This window comes from Snodgrassella sp. ESL0253 (assembly GCF_013344965.1).
GTDB lineage: Bacteria > Pseudomonadota > Gammaproteobacteria > Burkholderiales > Neisseriaceae > Snodgrassella > Snodgrassella alvi_B.
This window is the reverse complement of the sequence record NZ_JAAEDQ010000015.1, coordinates 23158-44250: the sequence shown is the minus strand read 5'-3', so window position 1 is coordinate 44250 and position 21093 is coordinate 23158. Positions and strand designations below refer to the sequence as shown.

The 21093-nt window shown below is 45.0% G+C and carries 20 protein-coding genes; 12 read left to right on the top strand and 8 right to left on the bottom strand.

The window, feature by feature from the left end:
- Window positions 1–235: 235 nt before the first annotated feature.
- Entirely contained in the window at window positions 236–1135 is a 900-nt protein-coding gene (locus GYX26_RS10475) for a Rossmann-like and DUF2520 domain-containing protein (protein WP_174829201.1), read from the bottom strand.
- 134 nt (window positions 1136–1269) lie between these two features.
- Between GYX26_RS10475 and minC the strand changes: the two genes are divergently transcribed.
- From minC to dtd, 5 genes are all read left to right on the top strand, one after another.
- Window positions 1270–2013, top strand: a complete 744-nt coding sequence (gene minC, locus GYX26_RS10470; protein ID WP_100090656.1) for a septum site-determining protein MinC — start codon at window positions 1270–1272, stop codon at window positions 2011–2013.
- Between the two features lie 83 nt (window positions 2014–2096).
- The gene (gene minD / locus GYX26_RS10465; protein WP_100090657.1) at window positions 2097–2912 is read left to right on the top strand and encodes a septum site-determining protein MinD; all 816 of its coding nucleotides are present in this window, start codon (window positions 2097–2099) and stop codon (window positions 2910–2912) included.
- A gap of 3 nt (window positions 2913–2915) precedes the next feature.
- Window positions 2916–3185, top strand: coding sequence for a cell division topological specificity factor MinE (minE, locus tag GYX26_RS10460; RefSeq protein ID WP_100090658.1), 270 nt, complete (start codon window positions 2916–2918; stop codon window positions 3183–3185).
- The gene (locus GYX26_RS10455; RefSeq protein WP_174829200.1) at window positions 3182–4108 is read left to right on the top strand and encodes a LysR substrate-binding domain-containing protein; all 927 of its coding nucleotides are present in this window, start codon (window positions 3182–3184) and stop codon (window positions 4106–4108) included. Before minE ends, GYX26_RS10455 begins: the two co-directional genes overlap by 4 nt.
- Window positions 4109–4298: 190 nt before the next feature.
- Window positions 4299–4733, top strand: coding sequence for a D-aminoacyl-tRNA deacylase (gene dtd / locus GYX26_RS10450; RefSeq protein WP_174829199.1), 435 nt, complete (start codon window positions 4299–4301; stop codon window positions 4731–4733).
- Window positions 4734–4779: 46 nt separating this feature from the next.
- On the opposite strand, the gene GYX26_RS10445 is transcribed toward dtd, so the two are convergent.
- The 4 genes from GYX26_RS10445 to GYX26_RS10430 form a co-directional block, all read right to left on the bottom strand.
- Window positions 4780–5415, bottom strand: a complete 636-nt coding sequence (locus GYX26_RS10445) for a hypothetical protein (protein ID WP_174829198.1) — start codon at window positions 5413–5415, stop codon at window positions 4780–4782.
- A 256-nt stretch (window positions 5416–5671) separates the two neighbouring features.
- Window positions 5672–6232, bottom strand: coding sequence for a DNA-3-methyladenine glycosylase I (locus tag GYX26_RS10440; RefSeq protein WP_174829197.1), 561 nt, complete (start codon window positions 6230–6232; stop codon window positions 5672–5674).
- A gap of 55 nt (window positions 6233–6287) precedes the next feature.
- Entirely contained in the window at window positions 6288–6854 is a 567-nt protein-coding gene (locus tag GYX26_RS10435) for a TMEM165/GDT1 family protein (RefSeq protein WP_174829203.1), read from the bottom strand.
- A 323-nt stretch (window positions 6855–7177) separates the two neighbouring features.
- Window positions 7178–8635 carry a DASS family sodium-coupled anion symporter gene (locus tag GYX26_RS10430; protein ID WP_100090687.1) on the bottom strand — a complete coding sequence of 486 codons (1458 nt, stop codon included), beginning with the start codon at window positions 8633–8635 and terminating at the stop codon, window positions 7178–7180.
- Between the two features lie 399 nt (window positions 8636–9034).
- Between GYX26_RS10430 and dnaK the strand changes: the two genes are divergently transcribed.
- From dnaK to GYX26_RS10415, 3 genes are all read left to right on the top strand, one after another.
- The gene (gene dnaK, locus GYX26_RS10425) at window positions 9035–10969 is read left to right on the top strand and encodes a molecular chaperone DnaK (protein WP_100090663.1); all 1935 of its coding nucleotides are present in this window, start codon (window positions 9035–9037) and stop codon (window positions 10967–10969) included.
- Window positions 10970–11617: 648 nt separating this feature from the next.
- Window positions 11618–12787, top strand: coding sequence for an alpha-hydroxy acid oxidase (locus GYX26_RS10420; RefSeq protein WP_174829196.1), 1170 nt, complete (start codon window positions 11618–11620; stop codon window positions 12785–12787).
- Window positions 12788–12954: 167 nt separating this feature from the next.
- Window positions 12955–15234, top strand: a complete 2280-nt coding sequence (locus tag GYX26_RS10415) for a Tex family protein (protein WP_174829195.1) — start codon at window positions 12955–12957, stop codon at window positions 15232–15234.
- A gap of 89 nt (window positions 15235–15323) precedes the next feature.
- On the opposite strand, the gene GYX26_RS10410 is transcribed toward GYX26_RS10415, so the two are convergent.
- Window positions 15324–15764 (bottom strand): hypothetical protein, encoded by a 441-nt coding sequence (locus tag GYX26_RS10410; RefSeq protein ID WP_174829194.1) that lies wholly within the window; start codon window positions 15762–15764, stop codon window positions 15324–15326.
- Window positions 15765–15878: 114 nt separating this feature from the next.
- On the bottom strand, window positions 15879–16580 hold the full coding sequence (gene budA / locus GYX26_RS10405; protein WP_174829193.1) for an acetolactate decarboxylase: 702 nt from the start codon (window positions 16578–16580) through the stop codon (window positions 15879–15881).
- A 677-nt stretch (window positions 16581–17257) separates the two neighbouring features.
- Here budA and GYX26_RS10400 point away from each other — a divergent pair.
- From GYX26_RS10400 to GYX26_RS10385, 4 genes are read left to right on the top strand one after another with little or no spacing between them, the layout of a single operon-like run.
- Window positions 17258–18418, top strand: coding sequence for an MFS transporter (locus GYX26_RS10400; protein ID WP_174829192.1), 1161 nt, complete (start codon window positions 17258–17260; stop codon window positions 18416–18418).
- A 17-nt stretch (window positions 18419–18435) separates the two neighbouring features.
- Complete coding sequence (locus GYX26_RS10395) at window positions 18436–18642, top strand: cyanate hydratase (RefSeq protein WP_238791279.1); 207 nt, start codon at window positions 18436–18438, stop codon at window positions 18640–18642.
- A 26-nt stretch (window positions 18643–18668) separates the two neighbouring features.
- Window positions 18669–19262: a uracil-DNA glycosylase family protein gene (locus GYX26_RS10390; RefSeq protein WP_174829191.1), complete on the top strand. Its 594-nt coding sequence runs from the start codon at window positions 18669–18671 to the stop codon at window positions 19260–19262.
- 27 nt (window positions 19263–19289) lie between these two features.
- A complete protein-coding gene (locus GYX26_RS10385) occupies window positions 19290–19919 on the top strand; it encodes an NAD(P)-dependent oxidoreductase (RefSeq protein ID WP_174829190.1) in 630 nt (209 codons plus the stop codon).
- Window positions 19920–19999: 80 nt separating this feature from the next.
- Here GYX26_RS10385 and GYX26_RS10380 read toward each other — a convergent pair whose 3' ends face one another.
- Window positions 20000–20884 (bottom strand): lipid A biosynthesis lauroyl acyltransferase, encoded by an 885-nt coding sequence (locus GYX26_RS10380; RefSeq protein ID WP_174829202.1) that lies wholly within the window; start codon window positions 20882–20884, stop codon window positions 20000–20002.
- Window positions 20885–21093: the final 209 nt, after the last annotated feature.

Here is a 21093-nt window from a genome sequence, read left to right as displayed (position 1 = left end):
AAGAGCGTTGCTTTCGACTGCGTTCTACTTTAAACTGTTTAGTTCGTTTCGTGTCGCGTCATCAGCGAAGAAGGCGAACTATACGCCTCACCTAAACCTCTGTCAACTACTTCATCCTTTTATTTTTGTATAAATTAATAACAAATTGATTCTTAAATAATTTATTTTTGGAGCTTGGCTTCAATTTGTTTTTGATGTAACGAGCTTCCTTAGATATCTCTCTTACTTTAATGGTTTAGTCATCTGTTGATGAAATTATTTGCAGTATCTGTTGATATTTGTCGCTGCTTAATGTGGTTAAGTTTAAAGTTTGTTCTGCCAGTGCTTTATAAACTGCCTGCTCTGATGGATTTAATGCCTGCCAGTGGTGGGCGATTGTGTTGCTGTCGCCTCGTTTTATTGGACCTGTTAATGCTTCTGTTGGAGACATTATTTGCAGTTGATCCAGATTTTGCTGCATTAGTTGGTTTACCAGTTTTTCTGCTAAATTTTGCGGTAAGGATAAGGAAGCCAATATATTGCGTGCATAAGCATTTAATGTGACTAAAAAGTTAGCACTAATGGATAGCGCTGCGTGATAGCGATTTTTTTGAGCAGAATCAATACTGAAACTGTTTAGATTTGCCGCCTGTGCTAGCTGTTGTAATAGAGGTAATGCTGCACTATCACCTTCTATGGCGCACAGATGGCCGGCCAATGTATTAGTCGCTGTTTCGATTGAGGCAAAAGCAAATACTGGATGTAATGAACCAGTAAGTGCTTTTTGCTTGTTTGGCATTAATACTTTGCTATTTAATGCTCCGCTAAAATGAAGTATCAATGTGTTGGCTGTTATCCAGTCTGCCTGATTAATTTGTTGGCTAATTATTTCTATGGCCTGATCACTGACACCTATGGCTATGATATCTGCTGGTGGTAAGGTATTTAGCTGTTTGTGAAGCTGAATATGCGGTATGTGGTTTTTAAGATGCTGTGCTGCTGTAAAACTGCGGTTCCAGGCTGCCTGTATATTTACTTGCCCACTTTGATGCCAGATGATGGCCAGTGTTGAAGCAACTTTACCGGTACCGATGATATTTATTCGTGGTATATATGACTTTGTTGGTTGAGTGGATTTGGTAAAGGTGTCAGTCATTATCAATTTTTCTCGGCTAAAGGATGATTATTTTGTTTAAGGTCATTGGTTGTAATTGAAGCCGCTTAATCAAAACGGTACACTTCGGTACTTACTCTATATTCTAATCATAATTTACTTGGGCAAACACGTTAATGAAAGCTGCTTTTAATGTGAAATCCGCGCGTCTGGATACACTATCAGTACAATTACTGACTGATGATCTGACTTTGATTAACCATGAACTAAAGCAACGGGCAGAACGTTTCGGTAATTTACGTAATATGCCTTTTACTCTGGATCTGCAAAATCTTGTCAATCCGGCAACATTGGATTTGGGAAAGCTGATTGCGCTGTTTGCACGATATTATTTGCGTATTATAGCCATTCGTCATTCTGATGCAGTCTGGGCCAGTTTGGCTAAACAACAAAATATAGCTTTTAGTATTTTGCCGGAAGAGCAGGCTAATACACGGGTTAAAGCTGTAGCCGAGGCACTGTCCCCACAAGCGGCAGATGTTAATAATGAAAAAATTATTTCATCAGCTGCCACAAATGCCCTGCCAACACTGGTTATTGATCGTACGATCCGTACCGGGCAGCAGGTTTATGCGGAAAAATCTGATTTGATTGTTCTGGGACTGGTTAGCGAAGGCGCGGAAATTATTGCCGATGGCAATATTCATATTTACGGCCCTTTACGCGGACGGGCTTTAGCAGGTGCAGCGGGTAATAAGGATACACGTATTTTTGCCCAGTCTATGCAGGCTGAGCTTGTATCTGTGGCAGGTATTTATCGCATTTTTGATCAACAGTTACCGGCACATCTGGATCGTCACCCGGTGCAGATTTTTCTGCAAAATGACCGGCTGGTACTCAGTGCGATTCAGGCAAATTAATTTATTCAGACTCATGAACTTTATGTGTTGCTGATTTGTGAATGTATTGATTAATTCATTTATATAACAAAAGGAATTTAATTGTGGCAAAGATTATTGTGGTGACGTCAGGTAAAGGTGGTGTTGGTAAAACCACGACCAGTGCCAGCATTTCAACAGGTTTGGCTTTAGCCGGCCATAAAACTGCGGTAATAGATTTTGACGTAGGCTTGCGTAATCTGGATTTGATTATGGGTTGTGAGCGCCGTGTGGTTTATGACCTGATTAATGTTATCCAGAATGAAGCTACTCTTAATCAGGCGTTAATCAAGGATAAGCACTGCGATAATCTTTATATTTTACCTGCCTCACAAACTCGTGATAAGGATGCGCTTACGCGGGATGGTGTGGAAAAGGTTTTAAAAGACCTGACTGGCAAGATGGGCTTCGAATACGTAGTCTGTGATTCACCAGCGGGTATTGAGCAGGGTGCATTGATGGCTTTGTACTTTGCAGATGAGGCCATTGTAACCACCAATCCGGAAATTTCCAGTGTGCGTGATTCTGACCGTATTCTGGGGATTTTATCCAGCAAATCCCGTCGTGCTGAAACTAATAGCGCTCCGGTTAAAGAACATTTACTGATTACGCGTTACTCACCTGAACGCGTAGAAAAAGGTGAAATGCTGTCGGTTCAGGATATTCAGGATATCTTGCGTATTCCTTTGATTGGTGTGATTCCTGAATCGCAAAATGTGTTACAGGCTTCTAATTCGGGTACGCCTGTTATATTGCAGGAGAATTCTGTGGCTGCTGACGCGTATGAAGACGTGGTGGCGCGCCTGTTGGGTGAAGACCGTCCAATCCGCTTTCTGGATGCTGAGAAAAAAGGCTTTCTCAAGCGCCTGTTTGGAGGTTAAGCAATGTCTATAATGGATTTTCTTTTTGGCAAGAAGCAACAATCCGCTCAGATGGCACGCGACCGCCTGCAAATTATTATTGCGCAAGAGCGTGCTACACAAACGCCGGATTATTTGCCTACACTGCAAAAAGAGCTCTTGGAAGTGCTGTCAAAATATGTTCATGTATCTTTGAATGATATTCAGATTACTCAGGAAAAGAAAGATGGTATGGATGTATTGGCACTCAATATTACCTTACCGGAAACAGGAAAGAAAAAGGCCAGTGAATGACGCTGACTGAATTGCGCTATATTGTGGCTGTAGCTCAGGAAAAACATTTTGGACGTGCAGCCCAGAGATGTTTTGTGAGCCAGCCTACTTTATCTATTGCAATTAAGAAGCTGGAAGAAGAGTTAGGACTGACATTATTTGACCGCAGCAGTAATGAAGTCATGACCACTGACGCTGGCCAGCGAATTGTGCTACAGGCACGTCGGGTGCTTGAGGAAGCTGATCGTATCAAGCTAATGGCAAATCAGGAACAAAGCGAGCTGGAAGGGATATTTAAGCTTGGTCTAATTTTTACAATTGCGCCTTATTTATTACCGAAACTGATTTTATCATTGCGGCAGCTGGCACCGGAAATGCCGTTGCAACTGGATGAAAACTACACTGATGTACTAACAGAATTACTCAAGCGTGGTGCTCTGGATGCAATTGTAGTTGCTGAACCGTTTCATGAAACGGGACTGCAAACCATTCCGCTCTATGATGAACCTTTTTTCGTTATTGTTCCAAAAGGCCATCCTTTTGAGCAATTAGACGAAGTTACGCCAAAACAGCTGAGCGAAGAACGTGTATTGTTGCTTACAGAAGGTAATTGTATGCGTGATAATGTACTGGATAGCTGTCAGGAACTGGCTTCGCGTCAGAAAATTTTGGGTTTGTCGAATAGTATTCAAGGAAGTTCTATTAATACAATTCGGCATATGGTTGCCAGTGGTTTGGGTATCAGTGTTATGCCTGCTACAGCATTAACAGAAAATGACCATTTGTTATTCAGTATTATTCCTTTTACCAATCCAACGCCAGAACGGCGTGTGGTATTAGCCTCGCGGCGTAATTTTGTCCGCCCCAAAGCCTTACGCATGATTAAATCAGCTATTTTGTCCTCGCGGTTGACCGGAGTACAGTTTATTCATGATTTTGATTAAGCCTTGTTGTCATAATAAAAAACGCCTGTGTTTAAGCAGGCGTTTTTATTGGGTAGGATTTTCTGATTGATACCAGATGGGCAGTGTCTGGTTATTTGCCTGTATGGTGTTTTTTTAATCTGTACTGATAGAATAATCTTCTAAAGGGAAAGAAATTAAAAAATTAGATAGATTTTAAACAGGATATTTAATGATTGCATTAATACAACGTGTTAAACAGGCCAGTGTCTGTGTAAACGCTGAAATTGTCGGCCAGATAGAACATGGGCTGCTGATTCTGTTAGGTGTTGAACAGGGTGATGATCGACAAAAAGCTGAACGTCTTTGTGACAAGGTACTTGGTTACCGGGTTTTTAGTGATCAGGATGATAAAATGAATTTGAATGTTAAGCAGGTGAATGGGCAACTATTGGTTGTATCACAATTTACTCTTGCCGCTGATACTAAAAAAGGTACGAGACCAAGTTTTACTAAAGGTGCAACGCCTGCTGAAGCTAATCATTTGTATAATTATTTTGTTGAATTATGCCAAAAACAGCTTACTACTAAAACTGGAATTTTTGCAGCCAATATGCAGGTTTCTCTGGTTAATGATGGACCGGTAACGTTCTGGCTACAAGTTTGATTACTGGTTATTGCCTAGGTTTTGAAATATGATTATTGGTTTATTTTTAGTATCGGCTTAACTCTTGTTTCAATACGCGGATATTGGCCTGACGATCGGTAACATTTTGCTGCCAGCGCTGAATTTGAGCAACAATGCCTTGTTTCTGTGCCCGACGCAGTTGCTGCTGAGCTGTCGCCAGCGCGCGTTGTTCACTGGTGATATCACGTTGTACTAGCTGCTTTGGGGTTAATTTAGGCACTACAATTATTTTTGCTGGTACTGTAACCACTTTATTTTTAATTGCAGTGGCGGTATCTGGTTTGGGTGTTTGCTGGCGCAGAAAAATACCCATTTTAGGTGTTGGCGGTACTTTCATTAAATCGCTGTCACGACCAAATTCAGCACTATACCAGAGACGTTGTATCTGCTCTAAGCCGGGAGCATTCTGATTTTCCAGAGAATGTTTTTTTAAATCATCACTGTCTGTGGGCGGATGTTTGGCAATCTGGCATTGAACATCTAAAGGTTTGGTTGTGTAGCTAACATGATTATTTGCCAGTGGACATGCATACCAGGTTATCGGCGCAGGTGTGCTAGCCGCAGATGCTGCTGTTTTATCTTCAGCCCAAACTGGGTTTAAATAGACTGATAACAGTACGCAGGCACTGAAATAAAGACCAAGTCTGAACTTGTTTTGCATGGCAATGGCTCATTGGGTCTAAACTAAACTATTAAACAATAAAAACAAATAGATTAACTACCCTGATTAGGTTAATTAATCAATAAATCTGTATATTCCATACAAGGGGTCTGATTGTACGACAATTTTTTTGCTGTGCTTATGCTTTTTATCGCAGCTTTTACTTTTTTGCATATGATTTTTTAATTTTTGTATTTATTGCGGATGAATGTTGAGTTTATTCTGATTATATGATGATGTGTACAAACTGGCTTTTTTAATGCTGAGCACAAAAACAGCTAGTTAAATGATCATTGACTAATCCCATTGATTGCATGAAAGCATAGCAAGTAGTGGGTCCGACAAAGCTGAAGCCGCGTTTCTTTAAGGCTTTGGACATGGCAGCGCTGACTTTTGTCTGGGACGGCACGTCAGATAAAAATTTATAGTGATTGATAACCGGCTGATGATTGACAAATGACCAGATAAAACGGGCAAAATCCTCTCCATGCTGCTGCATGGAGAGATAGGCATGGGCGTTATTTATAATGGCCTGCAATTTGGCCGGATGGCGAATCAATCCCGGATTTTGTAGTAATGGTCTGATATCTGTGATGGTAATAATTTTATGTGGATCAAAATTGTAAAAACAGCGCCGGTATTCATCGCGTTTTTTTAACACGGTAATCCATGATAAGCCGGCCTGCTGGCCTTCCAGACAGATTTTTTCAAACAGCTTTTGTCCGTCTTTCTGCACCTGCCCCCATTCATGATCATGATAATGCTGATAAAGGGGATCTGTTTTAACCCAGTCACAGCGTTTTAACTGTTTTTGCATGGTATTTTGATGAGTCCGGTAATATTAATCAATCTGCTCAGTCATGCCTGATATTTTAGTTTAACCATGTCTGTATCAGGGTAATGATACCTAAAAGACAAAACAGGAAACAGGCACCTATGCGGATTCGATTGAGAGGTAAGCGTTGCATCAGCCAGTTGCCAAAAAATATCACTGGAACATTAGCCAATAATAAGCCTACGGTACTGCCCAACACTACTGAGTACAAATCACGATATTGAGCGGCCAGTAATATTGTGGCGATCTGGGTTTTATCCCCTACTTCTGCCAGAAAAAACAATACTGCTGTAGCCACAAATGGGCCATAGCGCATAAAACGGGTATCGACCCCATCATCTTTATCTGGTTTTAACAGCCATAAGCCAACTACCAGAAAACTGAACCCAACTACCCAGCCCATTAATTGGGGCGTAAAAAACCGCGCTACTTCAACCCCAAACCAGGCAGAAACAATATGATTAAGCAGGGTAGCACATAGCATACCGGTGATAATGGCATATTTTCGGGCAAAGCGGGTAGCAAGAAATAAAGTCAGTAATTGGGTTTTGTCACCAATTTCAGCCAAAGCAACTGGTATAACAGAAGACAGAAAAGCATGAATCATTTTTAGAATACCGTTGGCGGGCTGAAAGACAAAAGACACGATAAAACGCCCGCCATAGCGGTTTTATCCTGTCTCAAGTCTCGTTAATCCACCATCTGGTCAGACGTTACGACCATACAGCAAATGCTGCAAATATGTTGACCGTAACCACAGGTACTGGAGAAATCACCTGTGCAACTACTCCCTTAAGGCAATGCATCATAACCGATTCCAGACAGAAGCAACAAGTGAAATCCCTGCTAAAACCATTGAATTTGATTTTAAACAACAAAACAGGCTGCCATACTTTCTGGCAGCCTGTGAGGATGAACAGACTTGGATTAATAGTAACCCAGAACTTTCCACCATATACCACCGACAACAACAAATATCATCAGTTCAATTACGCTCATGATGAAACCCACTTTCCACCATTCACCCAAGGTAACGAAACCAGAACCAAATACCACTGGTGAAGTGCCGGTAGCGTAATGGGTAAGTGTCATCATGATGCTGGAGGCGGCAGCCATCATCAGCGCAAACAGCATCGGAGGTGCGCCCAGTGCCAGACCTGCAGAATAGAAGGCAGCAAACATGGCTGTGATATGTGCGGTGGTACTGGCAAACATATAGTGTGCATACATATAAGCCAGTAATAACAGTGCACATGCGCCCATCCAGCCCATGCCCAGACTACCAATACTGCTTTCCAGTACACCAGAGAACCAAGTAATCAGCCCCAGTTTATTCAGGAAAGTCGCCATCATTACCAGTGCGGCAAACCAAGTAATGGTATCCCATGCACTTTTTTCTTTCAGGATGTCGTCCCAGCTTAATACACCGGTTAACAATAACAGTGACAAACCAATGAATGCAGTAGTGGTTGGGTCGACAGTAAAGGCTTTACCAAACAGCATGGCCGGAATACCTGCCCACAGAATCAGCAATACTGCAAAAATACCCAGCATGATTTTTTCATCACGGGTCATTGGCCCTTGTTCTTTCAGGCGTTCTTTAGCAAATGCAACCGCATTCGGAGTCTGCTTGATTTCAGGCGGATACATCCAATATATAATCAGTGGCATCAGGAACATGGCTACCAGACCGGGCAATAACATGGCCAGTGCCCATGTACCCCAGGATAGATGAATATCGCTGTTTGTTGCCTTGGCTACAAGATCCACAATTAGTGGATTAGGCGCAGTAGCGGTAATAAACATGATTGAACTGATGGGATTGGCGTGGTAGTTTACTAGCGCCAGAAATTTACCCATGCGTTTTTCTGTACCTTTTTCTGGGTCAGAATCATAGCTGGATGCAATGGATTTCATGATTGGATGAATAATGCCACCACCACGGGCTGTATTACTTGGTGTAACCGGAGCCAGTAACAATTCCACTACGGCCAGACTATAGGCAACACCCAAGGTGCGTTTACCCCACAAACCAATAAACAGATAGCCGACACGTGCACCCAAGCCGGTTTTTAACAAACCACGTGAAATCATGATAGCCACACCGATCAGCCAAATCAGCGGATTACCGAAGCTGCTCAGGGCATCATTCATGGCTTTGCTGGGGCTTTCTGCGGTGACTCCAGTTAATGCTACCAACATAATAGCAATAATGGATAGCGCGCCAATTGGCATGGCTTTGCCAATGATGGCTGCAATCACGCCAACAAACATGGCCAATAAATGCCATGCCTGAGGTGAAACCCCTTCTGGTACCGGTATGGCAAACCAGATAATCAGGCTGATTAACAGCGCTATGGCAGCGGGAATGGGTTTAAACCCAATTTTTACAGGCATACAACATACTCCTAAATCATGAAGATATAGATACAGCCAGACAGAAATCATTAATATAGAGTGATTGTAAACTCTTACTGCAAAATACCGTCTGATATAGCGCAAAAAAGTATCAGACGGTATTGGCGAAAAAAAAGCACGATTTTACTGTTCAAGCCTGAATGAATATAACATATAACCATGTAAGCAAACGCTATTGATATTAAAGCAGACTTTTACCAAGCTATTAATTGGATAAAATTTGCAAAACTATGCTTGAAATCATCCCGGGCATACCCATTTACGATGCATTAGCAATAGTATAGCGGTGGTTTTGAACTACTGTATTTGCAGCCGTACGATAACGGCGCAAATTACGAAATTAAATTATTAGGAGATTTTTAAATTATGGCAAAAGTAATCGGTATTGACCTGGGTACTACCAACTCTTGTGTTGCCATTTCCGAAGGTGGCCAGACTAAGGTAATAGAAAATGCTGAAGGTGCACGTACTACACCTTCTATTGTAGCTTATCTGGACGACAACGAAATTCTGGTGGGTGCGCCAGCCAAACGTCAGGCTGTAACCAACCCGAAAAACACTGTTTACGCAGTAAAACGTCTGATTGGCCGTAAATTTGATGATGCTGAAGTACAGCGCGATATTAAATCCATGCCTTTCCAGATTGTTAAGGCCAACAACAACGACGCATGGGTAGAAGCGCATGGTGAAAAACTGTCACCTCCGCAGGTTTCTGCTGAAGTATTGCGCAAAATGAAGAAAGCAGCTGAAGATTATCTGGGTGAAACAGTAACTGAAGCTGTGATTACCGTACCGGCCTATTTTAATGATAGCCAGCGTCAGGCTACTAAAGATGCCGGCCGTATTGCTGGTCTGGACGTAAAACGTATTATTAATGAACCAACAGCTGCGGCTCTGGCTTTTGGTATGGATAAAGGTGAAAAAGGCGACCGCAAGATTGCCGTTTATGACCTTGGTGGCGGCACTTTTGATATTTCCATTATTGAAATCGCTGAAATTGATGGCGACAAACAGTTTGAAGTATTGGCCACCAATGGTGATACATTCCTCGGTGGTGAAGACTTTGACCAGCGTCTGATTAACTACATCATTGATGAATTCAAAAAAGATCAGGGCATCGACCTGAAAAATGATGTAATGGCCTTGCAACGTCTGAAAGAAGCTGCGGAAAAAGCCAAAATCGAACTGTCCAGCGGCCAGCAGACTGAAATCAACCTGCCTTACATCACCATGGATGCTTCTGGCCCGAAACATTTGGCCATGAAAATTACCCGTGCCAAATTCGAAAGTCTGGTAGAAGACCTGATTACCCGCTCTATCGAACCTTGCCGCACCGCAATTAAAGATGCCGGCCTGAGCGTAAATGACATTAACGATGTGATTCTGGTAGGCGGTCAGAGCCGTATGCCGAAAGTACAGGAAGCAGTTAAAGACTTCTTTGGCAAAGAACCACGCCGTGACGTTAATCCGGATGAAGCCGTTGCTGTAGGTGCTGCGATTCAGGGTGCGGTACTGGCTGGTGACCGCAGTGACGTATTGTTGCTGGATGTAACACCATTGTCTCTGGGTATTGAAACCATGGGTGGTGTGATGACCAAACTCATCAATAAAAATACTACCATCCCTACCAAGGCAACGCAGACATTCTCTACTGCTGAAGACAACCAAAGCGCTGTAACCATCCATGTATTACAGGGCGAACGTGAACGTGCTTCTGCCAATAAGAGTCTGGGACAGTTTAATCTGGGTGATATTCCGCCAGCTCCGCGTGGTGTTCCACAGGTAGAAGTGACTTTTGACATTGACGCCAATGGTATTCTGCACGTATCTGCTAAGGATAAAGGCACTGGCAAAGTAGCCAATATTACCATTCAGGCTTCTTCTGGCTTGAGTGAAGAAGAAATTGAACGCATGGTAAAAGATGCGGAGGCCAATGCTGAAGAAGATCGCAAGTTGGCTGAATTGGTAAGCAGCCGCAATCAGGCTGAAGCCCTGATTCACTCTGTACAGAAATCTCTAAGTGAATACGGTGACAAACTGGACGCTGCTGAGAAAGAAAAAATTGAAGCAGCCATCAAGGAAGCTGAAGAAGCTGTTAAGGGCGAAGACAAAGCTACTATTGATGCTAAAGCTGAGGCTTTGGGTACAGCCAGCCAGAAACTGGGCGAAATGATGTATGCTCAGGCACAGGCTGAAGGTCAGCAGGCCGGCGCTCAAGCAGAACAGCCACAAAACAAAGGCAACGATGATATCGTCGATGCTGAATTTGAAGAAGTAAAAGACAAAGAGAAAAAAGACTGATTTTTTTCTCCTTATATGTACAACCCCACTTATGAGTGGGGTTTTATTTTATGGATGATTTGTAACCGATAAAGCCTATTTTGTCTGACCAATTGTTCAGGCAGATAAGAATGATTACTTTCATCCTGATATTTTTGGTGTTCAAACCACAGTTTTGGTATTGCTGTCTGCCAGTATTTTTTACACAGATGAATACATATATGGACAGATACTGCCATTATATCTGTAAAAAAACTAACATGTTAGGAGGCTGCCCGTTACAATAATCGTACCAATTATTTACAACAAAGCAATTCTACTGGAGCAGAAGATGGACTTTTATATTTTGCTAATCCTACTCGGCATCTGTTGTGCCATATTAACGGCTGGATTTTGTGGACGTACGCAGCGTTGGGGACCTTGGACAATGCTGATTGGCATTAGCTGCCTGCTGCTTCTGATTATGGTGATGATTTATAAACTGTCACGTGTTGTCTGATTATTGGCAGCCCTCTACCAGTTTGCTGTCCATTCAGGTAGACAACTTAACTAGTCTAAATGCAGACAGAAATCAATGACAATGATTACAACCAGATAGAATTGATGTATAACTTTATCTTGTCCAGTTAATACTATTCCCACTAAGAAAATTTGAAAATAGGTAACCACATGCAAAACAAATTAAGCAAAATGACATGTATCGAAGATTTGCGCAAAGTTGCTAAGCGCAAAGTACCGAAAATGTTTTACGATTATGCCGATACCGGTTCGTGGACAGAATCTACCTATCACGCCAATAGTAATGATTTTCAAGGTATTAAGCTGCGCCAGCGCGTACTGACGGATATGACCGGCCGCACACTAGAAACCACGATGGTAGGACAGCAAGTAAAAATGCCTGTGGCACTGGCACCAACAGGATTAACCGGTATGCAACACGCTGATGGTGAAATTCTGGCTGCGCGGGCGGCAGAAAAATTCGGCGTACCATTCACCCTGTCTACCATGTCTGTCTGCTCCATCGAAGATGTTGCTGAAAATACCAGCGCCCCTTTCTGGTTTCAACTGTATGTAATGCGTGACCGTGAATTCATGCGCGACCTGATTCGCCGTGCGCAAGCTGCCCAATGTTCAGCATTGGTGGTTACTGCCGATTTACAGGTATTGGGACAACGCCACAAAGACATCAAAAACGGCTTGTCTACTCCGCCTAAGCCAACCCTGCGCAACTGGTTGAATCTGGCCACCAAACCGGAATGGTGTCTGGCCATGCTCAATACTCAACGCCGTACCTTCCGCAACATCGTTGGCCATACCAAAGGCGTAGCCGACATGACTTCATTGTCCTCATGGACATCCGAACAGTTTGACCCACGCCTGAGCTGGAGAGACATTGAAGAAATTAAGGATTTATGGGGTGGCAAACTGATTATAAAAGGCATTCTGGATGCCGAAGATGCCGAAATGGCGGTGAAATCCGGTGCAGATGCGATTGTGGTATCCAATCACGGCGGCCGCCAGCTTGATGGTGCGCCTTCTACTATCCATGCTTTACCCAATATTATCTCTGCGGTAGGTAATGATATTGACGTCTGGCTGGACAGTGGAATCCGCAGTGGACAGGACGTTCTTAAAGCCATTGCCATGGGCGCCAAAGGTACCTTGATTGGCCGCGCCTTCCTGTATGGTCTGGGTGCATATGGTGAAGACGGAGTAACACGCGCACTGGAAATCATCTACGATGAGATGGACACCACCATGGCCTTTACCGGTCATACCGATATCAAAACCGTCAATACGGATATCCTGATACCCGGCACTTATCCGGTTGCCAGATAAACCCATCTAATTCAAGCAATATGCAAGGCTATTTGTCTCAGACAAATAGCCTTTTTTACTGATACATGCAACTCACTATACCTTATGGCGATATTCACGAACGGGAACAGGTGACAAAGCCACTATAGCCAGCTATGCTTGCCTTTTTTATTGCATATTAAATTGTTATGAACATCACTGAGAAAATTGCTTCAGAACTGAATGTTGCTTCTGCACGGATTCAAGCAGCGATTGACCTGCTGGATGATGGCGCCACTGTACCGTTTGTGGCACGTTACCGCAAGGAAGCCACAGGAGGCCTGGATGATACTCAACTACGTACCCTCGCCGAAAGACTACAATATCTGCGAGAATTACAGGAACGCAAACAGACAGTGTTATCCAGCATCGAAGAACAAGGCAAACTCACTGATGAATTGCGACAGACCATAGCAGCAGTTGATAACAAAACCGCACTGGAAGATATTTATCTTCCCTACAAACCCAAACGCCGTACTAAAGCCCAGATTGCCCGCGAGCATGGGCTCGCACCACTAGCAGAAGCCCTACTCACTCAGCCAGACCTGAATCCGGAAAGCGCCGCACAAAGCTACCTGAACGACAACGTAGCCGACAGCAAGGCGGCACTGGATGGCGCGCGTGCAATTCTGATGGAACAATTTGCCGAAGATGCCACCCTAATTGGGCGCTTACGTGATAAATTGTGGCGTGAAGGAGAAATCCATGCCACGATACTCGAAGGTCAGGAAAGTGCCGGCGAGAAATTCAAAGACTACTTTAATCACCGCGAACCGATTCACAGTATGCCCAGTCACCGTGCACTGGCCATATTGCGCGGCCGCAATGAAGGCATACTGGCACTCAGTCTGAAATACCAGCCAGATGACACCCCACTGAGCGAACAGAGTATTTACGAACAACTGATTGCGCAACAGTTTGGCATTGCTGATATGGGACGTGCCGCCGACCGCTGGTTACGCGACACCGTACGCTTGAGCTGGCGTGCCAAAATCTTCCTGTCACTGGAACTGGAAGCACTGAACCGACTAAAAGAAAATGCAGATCAGGCTGCCATTAGCGTTTTTGCCCAGAATCTGAAAGATTTACTGCTGGCAGCACCGGCCGGTCGCCTCACCACCATCGGGCTTGATCCCGGCATCCGTACTGGTGTGAAAGTAGCCGTGGTCGACGATACCGGCAAGCTGCTGGAAACCGCCACCATCTACCCGCATCAACCGCGTAACGACTGGAAAGGCGCACTAACCATACTGATGCATCTGGTTAAACAGTATAAAGTCCAATTGATTGCCATCGGCAACGGTACCGCCAGCCGTGAAACTGACAAACTCGCCGGCGAACTGATTCGTGCCCTGCCCGATTACCAGCTACAAAAAATCGTTGTATCCGAAGCAGGCGCATCCGTTTATTCTGCTTCGGCACTGGCCGCTAAAGAATTTCCCAATCTGGATGTTAGCCTGCGCGGAGCCGTTTCCATCGCCCGCCGTCTGCAAGACCCACTGGCTGAACTGGTTAAAATCGATCCCAAATCCATTGGCGTTGGCCAGTATCAGCATGATGTTAACCAGAGCCAGCTAGCCAAAAGTCTGGACGCCGTAGTCGAAGACTGCGTGAATGCTGTGGGCGTAGATGTGAACACTGCCTCAGTTGCACTGCTGGCACGCATTTCCGGCCTAAACAACACACTGGCACAGAATATTGTCAGCTACCGCGACCAGAACGGCGCATTCGTCAATCGCCAGAACCTACTTAAGGTACCGCGTCTGGGTAGCAAAACCTTCGAACAGGCAGCCGGCTTTCTGCGTATTCAGGGCGGAGATGAACCACTGGATGCCAGTGCCGTCCATCCCGAAAGTTATCCCATCGTTGCCAGAATGCTCCAGACAGCGCAACTGCGTGCCGACCAGCTCATTGGCAACCACAGCGTGCTCAAGGCACTGAAACCCGCCGATTACATCGATGCCAATGTGGGGCTGCCTACCATTAACGACATTCTGTCCGAACTGGAAAAACCCGGCCGCGACCCACGTGGTGAATTTCAAACCGCCACCTTTGCCGACGGTGTAGAAGATATTACCGACCTTCAGCCCGGCATGATACTTGAAGGCGTGGTCAGCAATGTGGCTGCATTTGGCGCCTTTGTTGATATTGGTGTCCATCAGGACGGACTGGTACATGTTTCTGCACTGGCCGACCGTTACATTGCCGACCCGCGCGATATTGTTAAAGCCGGTGATGTTGTTAAGGTTAAAGTAATCGAAATTGATATACCGCGCAAACGTATTGCTCTGTCCATGCGTCTGAATGACGATGCTCAGGCAGCATCTCAACGAAACGAACGCCCGCGCAGACAGAATGGCAAAACGCCACACAAGCCCAGCAGTGCAGATAATGCCATGGCTGCGGCCTTTGCCCGTTTGAAACAGTAACTGTAAAGGCAATCAGTTAACAACAGGGGGCATTAACTGCCCCCTGTTTATATCAGTCAGAAAGCAATCATCAAGACACAGCAACACCTCTAGCGACAATCTTTGCCAGACAGCGGCACACTCACCTGCGAATGATCCTGAAACGTATAAACATACACAAAATTAAATCCACCCAGCAACATACGCCGGGTCAGCGGCTGGCGGCAATTCTGCTGTAAATCTTTTTTCGCCGTGGCCACATTAAAATTATTCTGATTACGCTTGCTATCGAGCATCGTATACGAATAATAAATTGTCTGGTTATGCCGTACTGCTGCGTTAAACATAATCTGGTTATGTTTCTGTGGCAGCTTCTTCTGTAACGCCAGCAACTGCTGGTCAACAGATGTTGTCAACGCCGGGTCAATCGCCAGCGGCATATGCGCAGGCTGGCTGGCTGCTTCAGATGAAGCGGTGGCTGAATCCGCTGATTGCCGGTTACAGCCGACCAGCAAACACAGGCAGAATAGCCCACAGATTATTTTTTTCATGGTTTACACTTTCAGCGCAAATAGCAGGCAAGTTATCCAGTAGTACCTGTAAATTCTACCGTACACCCCTTAAATCTATTCCAGATAACCAGAAAATAGTGTAACACGCCTAGATTAATTTTCTACCTGTTTGATAACATTATTTAGATCATCCATTTTCAGGTTTTTGCGCAAATATTCCTCGTTCTCAGGCAGCACAATTTCTACCGATTGCTTGCGCTCAAACGCCAGCACAGCCTTACTGGCCATAAAATCAATTACATGCCCGCCCAGTTTACGCGTGGTATCAATAAAATGCAGGTGAAAACCGGCTACTGATAGCTCCTTGAAAAATTCCGGTGTCCAAAAACCAATTAATGTACCGCTTACATCCTCTATAGTATCTACTACCTGCTGTTCAAATACCTTGACTACAGACGGATAAGGTTTCTGCTGCGCAAACGGACGGCGGATTTTCAGCTTATTAAAGCGGCCACTGATTTTTACGGCCACAAATACATTATCCAGCGGCAAATAGTGCGCCAGATGTGTATACAGATTATTTTTACTCACATCGGTGATATCCACCACTTTATCCGGCTGAAACGTTGTTACTTGTACAAATGGCAAAAGCTCATCGTCACCCATGACCTTTACCGCTTTATCACCGTCTGCTTCCAGAAAATCCTTATCAATAATTACCTCACCGGCAAGTGCATGTGAGCAGCCCAAACCAAAATCACCATGTTTTTTTGCTTCTCCAACAGCGAATACCCCATCAAACAACCCTGCCATCAAAGCATTAATTGTTGAAAACTGCACGATTATCTTCTTCATTTCTGTCTACTCCAGCAGTAAATTCTAAATTATTTACATGTTAATATATTCCATATTACACCTTAAATTAATACATTTTTAGCTGTTTCTTACCTCAGCCTGATTCAGCCGCAGAAGTTTTAAAACAACATAAATAACACCTTGTCCTGACAGATAGCTCCCACAAATACTGCTGTATACGCAACAGCAGTGCCGATACTGTTATGGTATGAGCAATCTTGATTATTTCTGGCTATGATTCAGGCTGGCGCAATCAACCAACCACTCTCACAGGCAACCCGTGCAACTTTTGTTTACTATTTTCTGGCTGTCATTGCAGAAATCTGCACTCTGGCTGCTGGGTACATTACTTTGACGGTTATTTGTATGGCTGCTGGTACTGGTGGAAGTCATATTGGCGACCGCGTATATACACAGTCTGTAGCAGCATTTATATCTGTTGCTCGCTGCTGTCACCATAATTGGTAATAAAGTAATACCGGATAAATGAGATATCAGTGGTGTGCTGGTGTACCCGCTTGGTACTGCAATTATGCTATTAGCACCACGAGACTGAATTTTTGCTCAATTTATTAATTCTGCTGAATGTGGCATTTATGTGCGCGAAAAGTGACAAGCAGGCAAGCTGCGTCTAAACTTGCTGTTTATAGCTGAACGAACTATGGCTGTAGATTATTATGTTATTAAAAAGCTTACTTTCGTTGTCGTTAGGTACATTTGCACTAGGCATGGCAGAATTCAGTATGATGGGTATTCTGCCAGATGTGGCCAATTCACTCGGTATCAATATTGCACAGGCCGGGCATTTTATTGCTGCTTATGCGCTTGGTGTATGCAGTGGAGCATGGCTGCTGGTATTAAGTTACCGCTTACCGCCCAAAACCATTCTGCTGTCACTGTCGGTACTGATTGCGATTGGTAATCTACTGGCGGCCATGGCACCCGGCTATATAACTCTGCTGGTGGCACGTTTTATTTCCGGCTTGCCACATGGCGCCTATTTTGGCATCGGCTCAATTGTTGCTACCAAACTGGCGCCTCCCGGACGTTCGGCGCAGGCGGTAGCCATGATGATTGCCGGCATGACAGTAGCCAATCTGCTTGGTGTACCGGTTGGCACATGGCTGAGTCTGCATTTAAGCTGGCGGCTGGTATTTACTTTGGTTGCCGTAGTAGCAATTGTGCTGGTGTTCACTTTGCAGCGTTTTATTCCATCAATAGAACGGCTACCAGATACCGGTATTCTGGGACAATTCCATTTTCTGAAATCGGCGGCACCGTGGCTGATTCTGGCGGCCACTACTTTAGGTAATGGCGGTATCTTCTGCTGGTTCAGTTATATCAGCCCGTTATTAACGCAGGTATCCGGTTTCAGTGGTAATCAGGTTAGTTTGTTAATGGTGCTGGCCGGTGCCGGTATGGTGGCTGGCAACTGGTGTGGTGGCCGTCTGTCAGACCGCTACACACCGGGACAGGTAGCCGCCAGTTTGCAGGGGCTGGCAGCTGTGGCGCTGCTACTGATTTTTCTGTTTGCTTCAACTGGCTGGCTGTCGGCGACACTGATGTGTATATGTACATTCTGCCTGTTTGCGGTATCGGCACCGCAGCAATTATTATTGCTGCGCCATTCCCCGGGCGGTGCACTGCTTGGTGCTGCCAGTGTACAGATGGCATTTAATCTGGGTAATGCCATTGGTTCGTATGGCGGCGGGCTGGCCATCAGCCAGCACTGGGGCTATCAATATCCGGCATTACTGGGTGTACCACTGACATTATGCGGTTGTGCCTGTCTGCTATGGTTTCACCGCCGCTATGAAAATCAGGGACAGCTTATCTGAAACTTACGGAGACTATGATGAGTGATTCTATACCACTGAACATCAGGCAACGCATGCAAGTGGCCATTAAAAATGGTAATAAAGCCGAACAGCAACACCTGTGGCATGAATACAGTGGCCAGCAGGGTTTTTCCAATGAATGGGTGATGGCGGCGCGACTGGGCGAGCCCGGTTATACAGAAGAACAGGCACATATGGTTGCCTGCCTCTTTGGCCGCTGTTAGACAACACCATTACGCTATGGGTATTTATGGCTGAAATAATAGTTGAAACACATCCGCTGGCACCGTTTCTACCAACCAGTGCGCGGCTGCTGATGCTGGGTTCATTCCCGCCACCAACTGCACGCTGGAAAATGAACTTTTACTATCCCAATCTACAAAATGATATGTGGCGCATTTTTGGGCTGGTGTTCTTTCAGGACAAACACTATTTCTTTACCGAAAACAATAAAGCATTTAATGAGCCCTTAATCCGTGCTTTTTTGTCTGAACGCGGCATTGCCATTAATGATACTGCCTATCAGATTAGGCGCCTGCAAAACAATGCAGCAGACAAATTTCTCGAAGTGGTTACCCCAGTAGATTTACCGGCCTTACTGGCACAGATTCCGGATTGTCAGCACATCATGACTACCGGTGACAAGGCTACCAGCACACTACTACAGTTTCTGCCAGCCGGTACAGCGGCACCAACTATCGGCCATCCCACTGATACCACTCTGGCTGGCCGACACCTAACTTTATCCAGACTGCCCTCTTCTTCGCGTGCCTATCCGCTTGCACTGGAACGTAAAGCAGCCATTTATCGGGATTATTTTCATACCATCGGTTTATTAAACTGATTCTGACTATTTAGCGGGAGAACATTGATGCATATTCTGGTTTTTGGAGCCACTGGTGGCGTTGGCAGGTCTTTAGTTGAGCAGGCACTGGCCAATGGTGATGAAGTTACTGCGGCAGCGCGCACACCGGAAAAACTCAACTTACAGCATCCCAACTTGCATATTCGCCGCTGTGATGCGTTTGAGGCTACTGATGTTGCAGCATTGTTTGCCGCTAACAGCCATTACGATGCAGTGGCCTCAGCCCTGAACACCAATCAGGGGGTCAAACCGGGTGATGATTTGCAGCGCATGCTCAGCAATATTGCTCCGCAATTGCAACAACATGGCATTAAACGCATCGTCTACTGTGCTTCCGCCGGTGTGGATAATGAGCTGGAAGGTGAACGTGGTCAGGCGGCAATGGAATTTCTACGCCATCCGCTGGCCGATCATCGTGCTGCAATTGAGCAGATTCAGGCTGCTGGTCTGGACGCAACGATTGTGCGCCCGCTGGGCTTAACTCATGATGCGCTTTCTGGTCATTATGCTGAAGCAACACAGGGCATTCCAGCTGGCAGTGGCCGTATTGCCCGCGCGGATGTGGCTCATTTTATGTTGAAAGCGCTACATAACGATGCTTATATCGGCCAGTCTATAGCGTTATCAGGTGTCTGAATAAACAACTGCTGCCAGAGAATCAACTCATGGCAGCAGTATTTTTTGGCCAGCTGTTTGCTGTAGCGGATAGCTGGTTTTTATTTGTGAATTTTCTGATAAAACGATGCCTCGCCCTCTGGGCGGGTTTTGAAACGTTTATGTAGCCAGTAATACTGTGACGGCTGTTCGCGTACCCGTGCCTCAATAAAATCATTCATGCGCTGGGTATCGGCAACTATGTCTTTACTGGGAAAATTGTCCCACTGCGGATAAAAACGCAAGGTAACGCTGCCATCCGCTTCACGGGTAGGAATCGCCGGAATAACCTTAGCTTTAGTTAAAGCTGCAATACGGCTAAGGCCGGCAATCGTAGCAGTGGGAATAGCGAAAAAATCCACAAAAATCGATTCACGCCGGCCAAAATCCTGATCGGGCAGATAAAGAAACGGCGCACTGCTGGCTTTGATTTTCTTGATAATGGCACGCAGCCCTTCCGTACGTCCAATCAGAAAAGCATTGTTATAACGCTGGCGACCTTTGAGAATTTGCTCATCCAGCTGCTTGTTTTTCTGGTGCGAATAGACGCTAATCAGAGGAACATCCTGATTGAGGGCATACACCGCCGCCTCAAAAGCAGTAAAGTGTGGATAGAGTAAAATCACTTTCTCACCGGCAGCCAGTGCTTCATCCAGATAATGCTTGTCCTGATAGCGCACTAGCTTTTTCAGCCGTCTGGCATCGCCATACCAGTACAGGCCATATTCCAGTAACAGCATGGACATATGATAAAAATGTTCACGCAGTACCTTGCGCCGCTGCCGTTCTGTCCATTCGGGAAAACATTGGCGCAAATTAATCAGGCCAATGCGCCGCCGCGGCGCTACCGCATAATAACTTAACCAGCCCACACATCGTGCCAGTGCATGAATCATACACAACGGCAATAATTGCAGCACATATAAAAAAGCAAACGCCAATTTCATCATCATCACTAATATTACCTAACTGCTTATCGCCAGCCATGCACTTAAACGCTATCTATTGTACACAAGCTGCCACCACTTTACATTCACAGTTGTATATAAACATTTGCCTTACAACAGATTGTAATAATGTTGTGTATACGGAAAGGATAAAAAAATAACACGGCCTACACAGAATGCACAGGCCGCGTTAGTAGATAGCAAAGGAT

Excerpts from the sequence above, each read along its gene's own strand:
- GYX26_RS10440 (WP_174829197.1), bottom strand. The coding sequence starts at position 6,232 with ATGCAAAAACAGTTAAAACGCTGTGACTGGGTTAAAACAGATCCCCTT.
- GYX26_RS10475 (WP_174829201.1), bottom strand. The coding sequence starts at position 1,135 with ATGACTGACACCTTTACCAAATCCACTCAACCAACAAAGTCATATATA.
- dnaK (WP_100090663.1), top strand. The coding sequence starts at position 9,035 with ATGGCAAAAGTAATCGGTATTGACCTGGGTACTACCAACTCTTGTGTT.
- GYX26_RS10380 (WP_174829202.1), bottom strand. The coding sequence starts at position 20,884 with ATGAAATTGGCGTTTGCTTTTTTATATGTGCTGCAATTATTGCCGTTG.
- GYX26_RS10445 (WP_174829198.1), bottom strand. The coding sequence starts at position 5,415 with ATGCAAAACAAGTTCAGACTTGGTCTTTATTTCAGTGCCTGCGTACTG.
- GYX26_RS10390 (WP_174829191.1), top strand. The coding sequence starts at position 18,669 with ATGGCTGAAATAATAGTTGAAACACATCCGCTGGCACCGTTTCTACCA.
- GYX26_RS10395 (WP_238791279.1), top strand. The coding sequence starts at position 18,436 with ATGAGTGATTCTATACCACTGAACATCAGGCAACGCATGCAAGTGGCC.
- GYX26_RS10420 (WP_174829196.1), top strand. The coding sequence starts at position 11,618 with ATGCAAAACAAATTAAGCAAAATGACATGTATCGAAGATTTGCGCAAA.
- GYX26_RS10415 (WP_174829195.1), top strand. The coding sequence starts at position 12,955 with ATGAACATCACTGAGAAAATTGCTTCAGAACTGAATGTTGCTTCTGCA.
- GYX26_RS10400 (WP_174829192.1), top strand. The coding sequence starts at position 17,258 with ATGTTATTAAAAAGCTTACTTTCGTTGTCGTTAGGTACATTTGCACTA.
- GYX26_RS10410 (WP_174829194.1), bottom strand. The coding sequence starts at position 15,764 with ATGAAAAAAATAATCTGTGGGCTATTCTGCCTGTGTTTGCTGGTCGGC.
- GYX26_RS10455 (WP_174829200.1), top strand. The coding sequence starts at position 3,182 with ATGACGCTGACTGAATTGCGCTATATTGTGGCTGTAGCTCAGGAAAAA.
- minE (WP_100090658.1), top strand. The coding sequence starts at position 2,916 with ATGTCTATAATGGATTTTCTTTTTGGCAAGAAGCAACAATCCGCTCAG.
- dtd (WP_174829199.1), top strand. The coding sequence starts at position 4,299 with ATGATTGCATTAATACAACGTGTTAAACAGGCCAGTGTCTGTGTAAAC.
- GYX26_RS10385 (WP_174829190.1), top strand. The coding sequence starts at position 19,290 with ATGCATATTCTGGTTTTTGGAGCCACTGGTGGCGTTGGCAGGTCTTTA.
- budA (WP_174829193.1), bottom strand. The coding sequence starts at position 16,580 with ATGAAGAAGATAATCGTGCAGTTTTCAACAATTAATGCTTTGATGGCA.
- minC (WP_100090656.1), top strand. The coding sequence starts at position 1,270 with ATGAAAGCTGCTTTTAATGTGAAATCCGCGCGTCTGGATACACTATCA.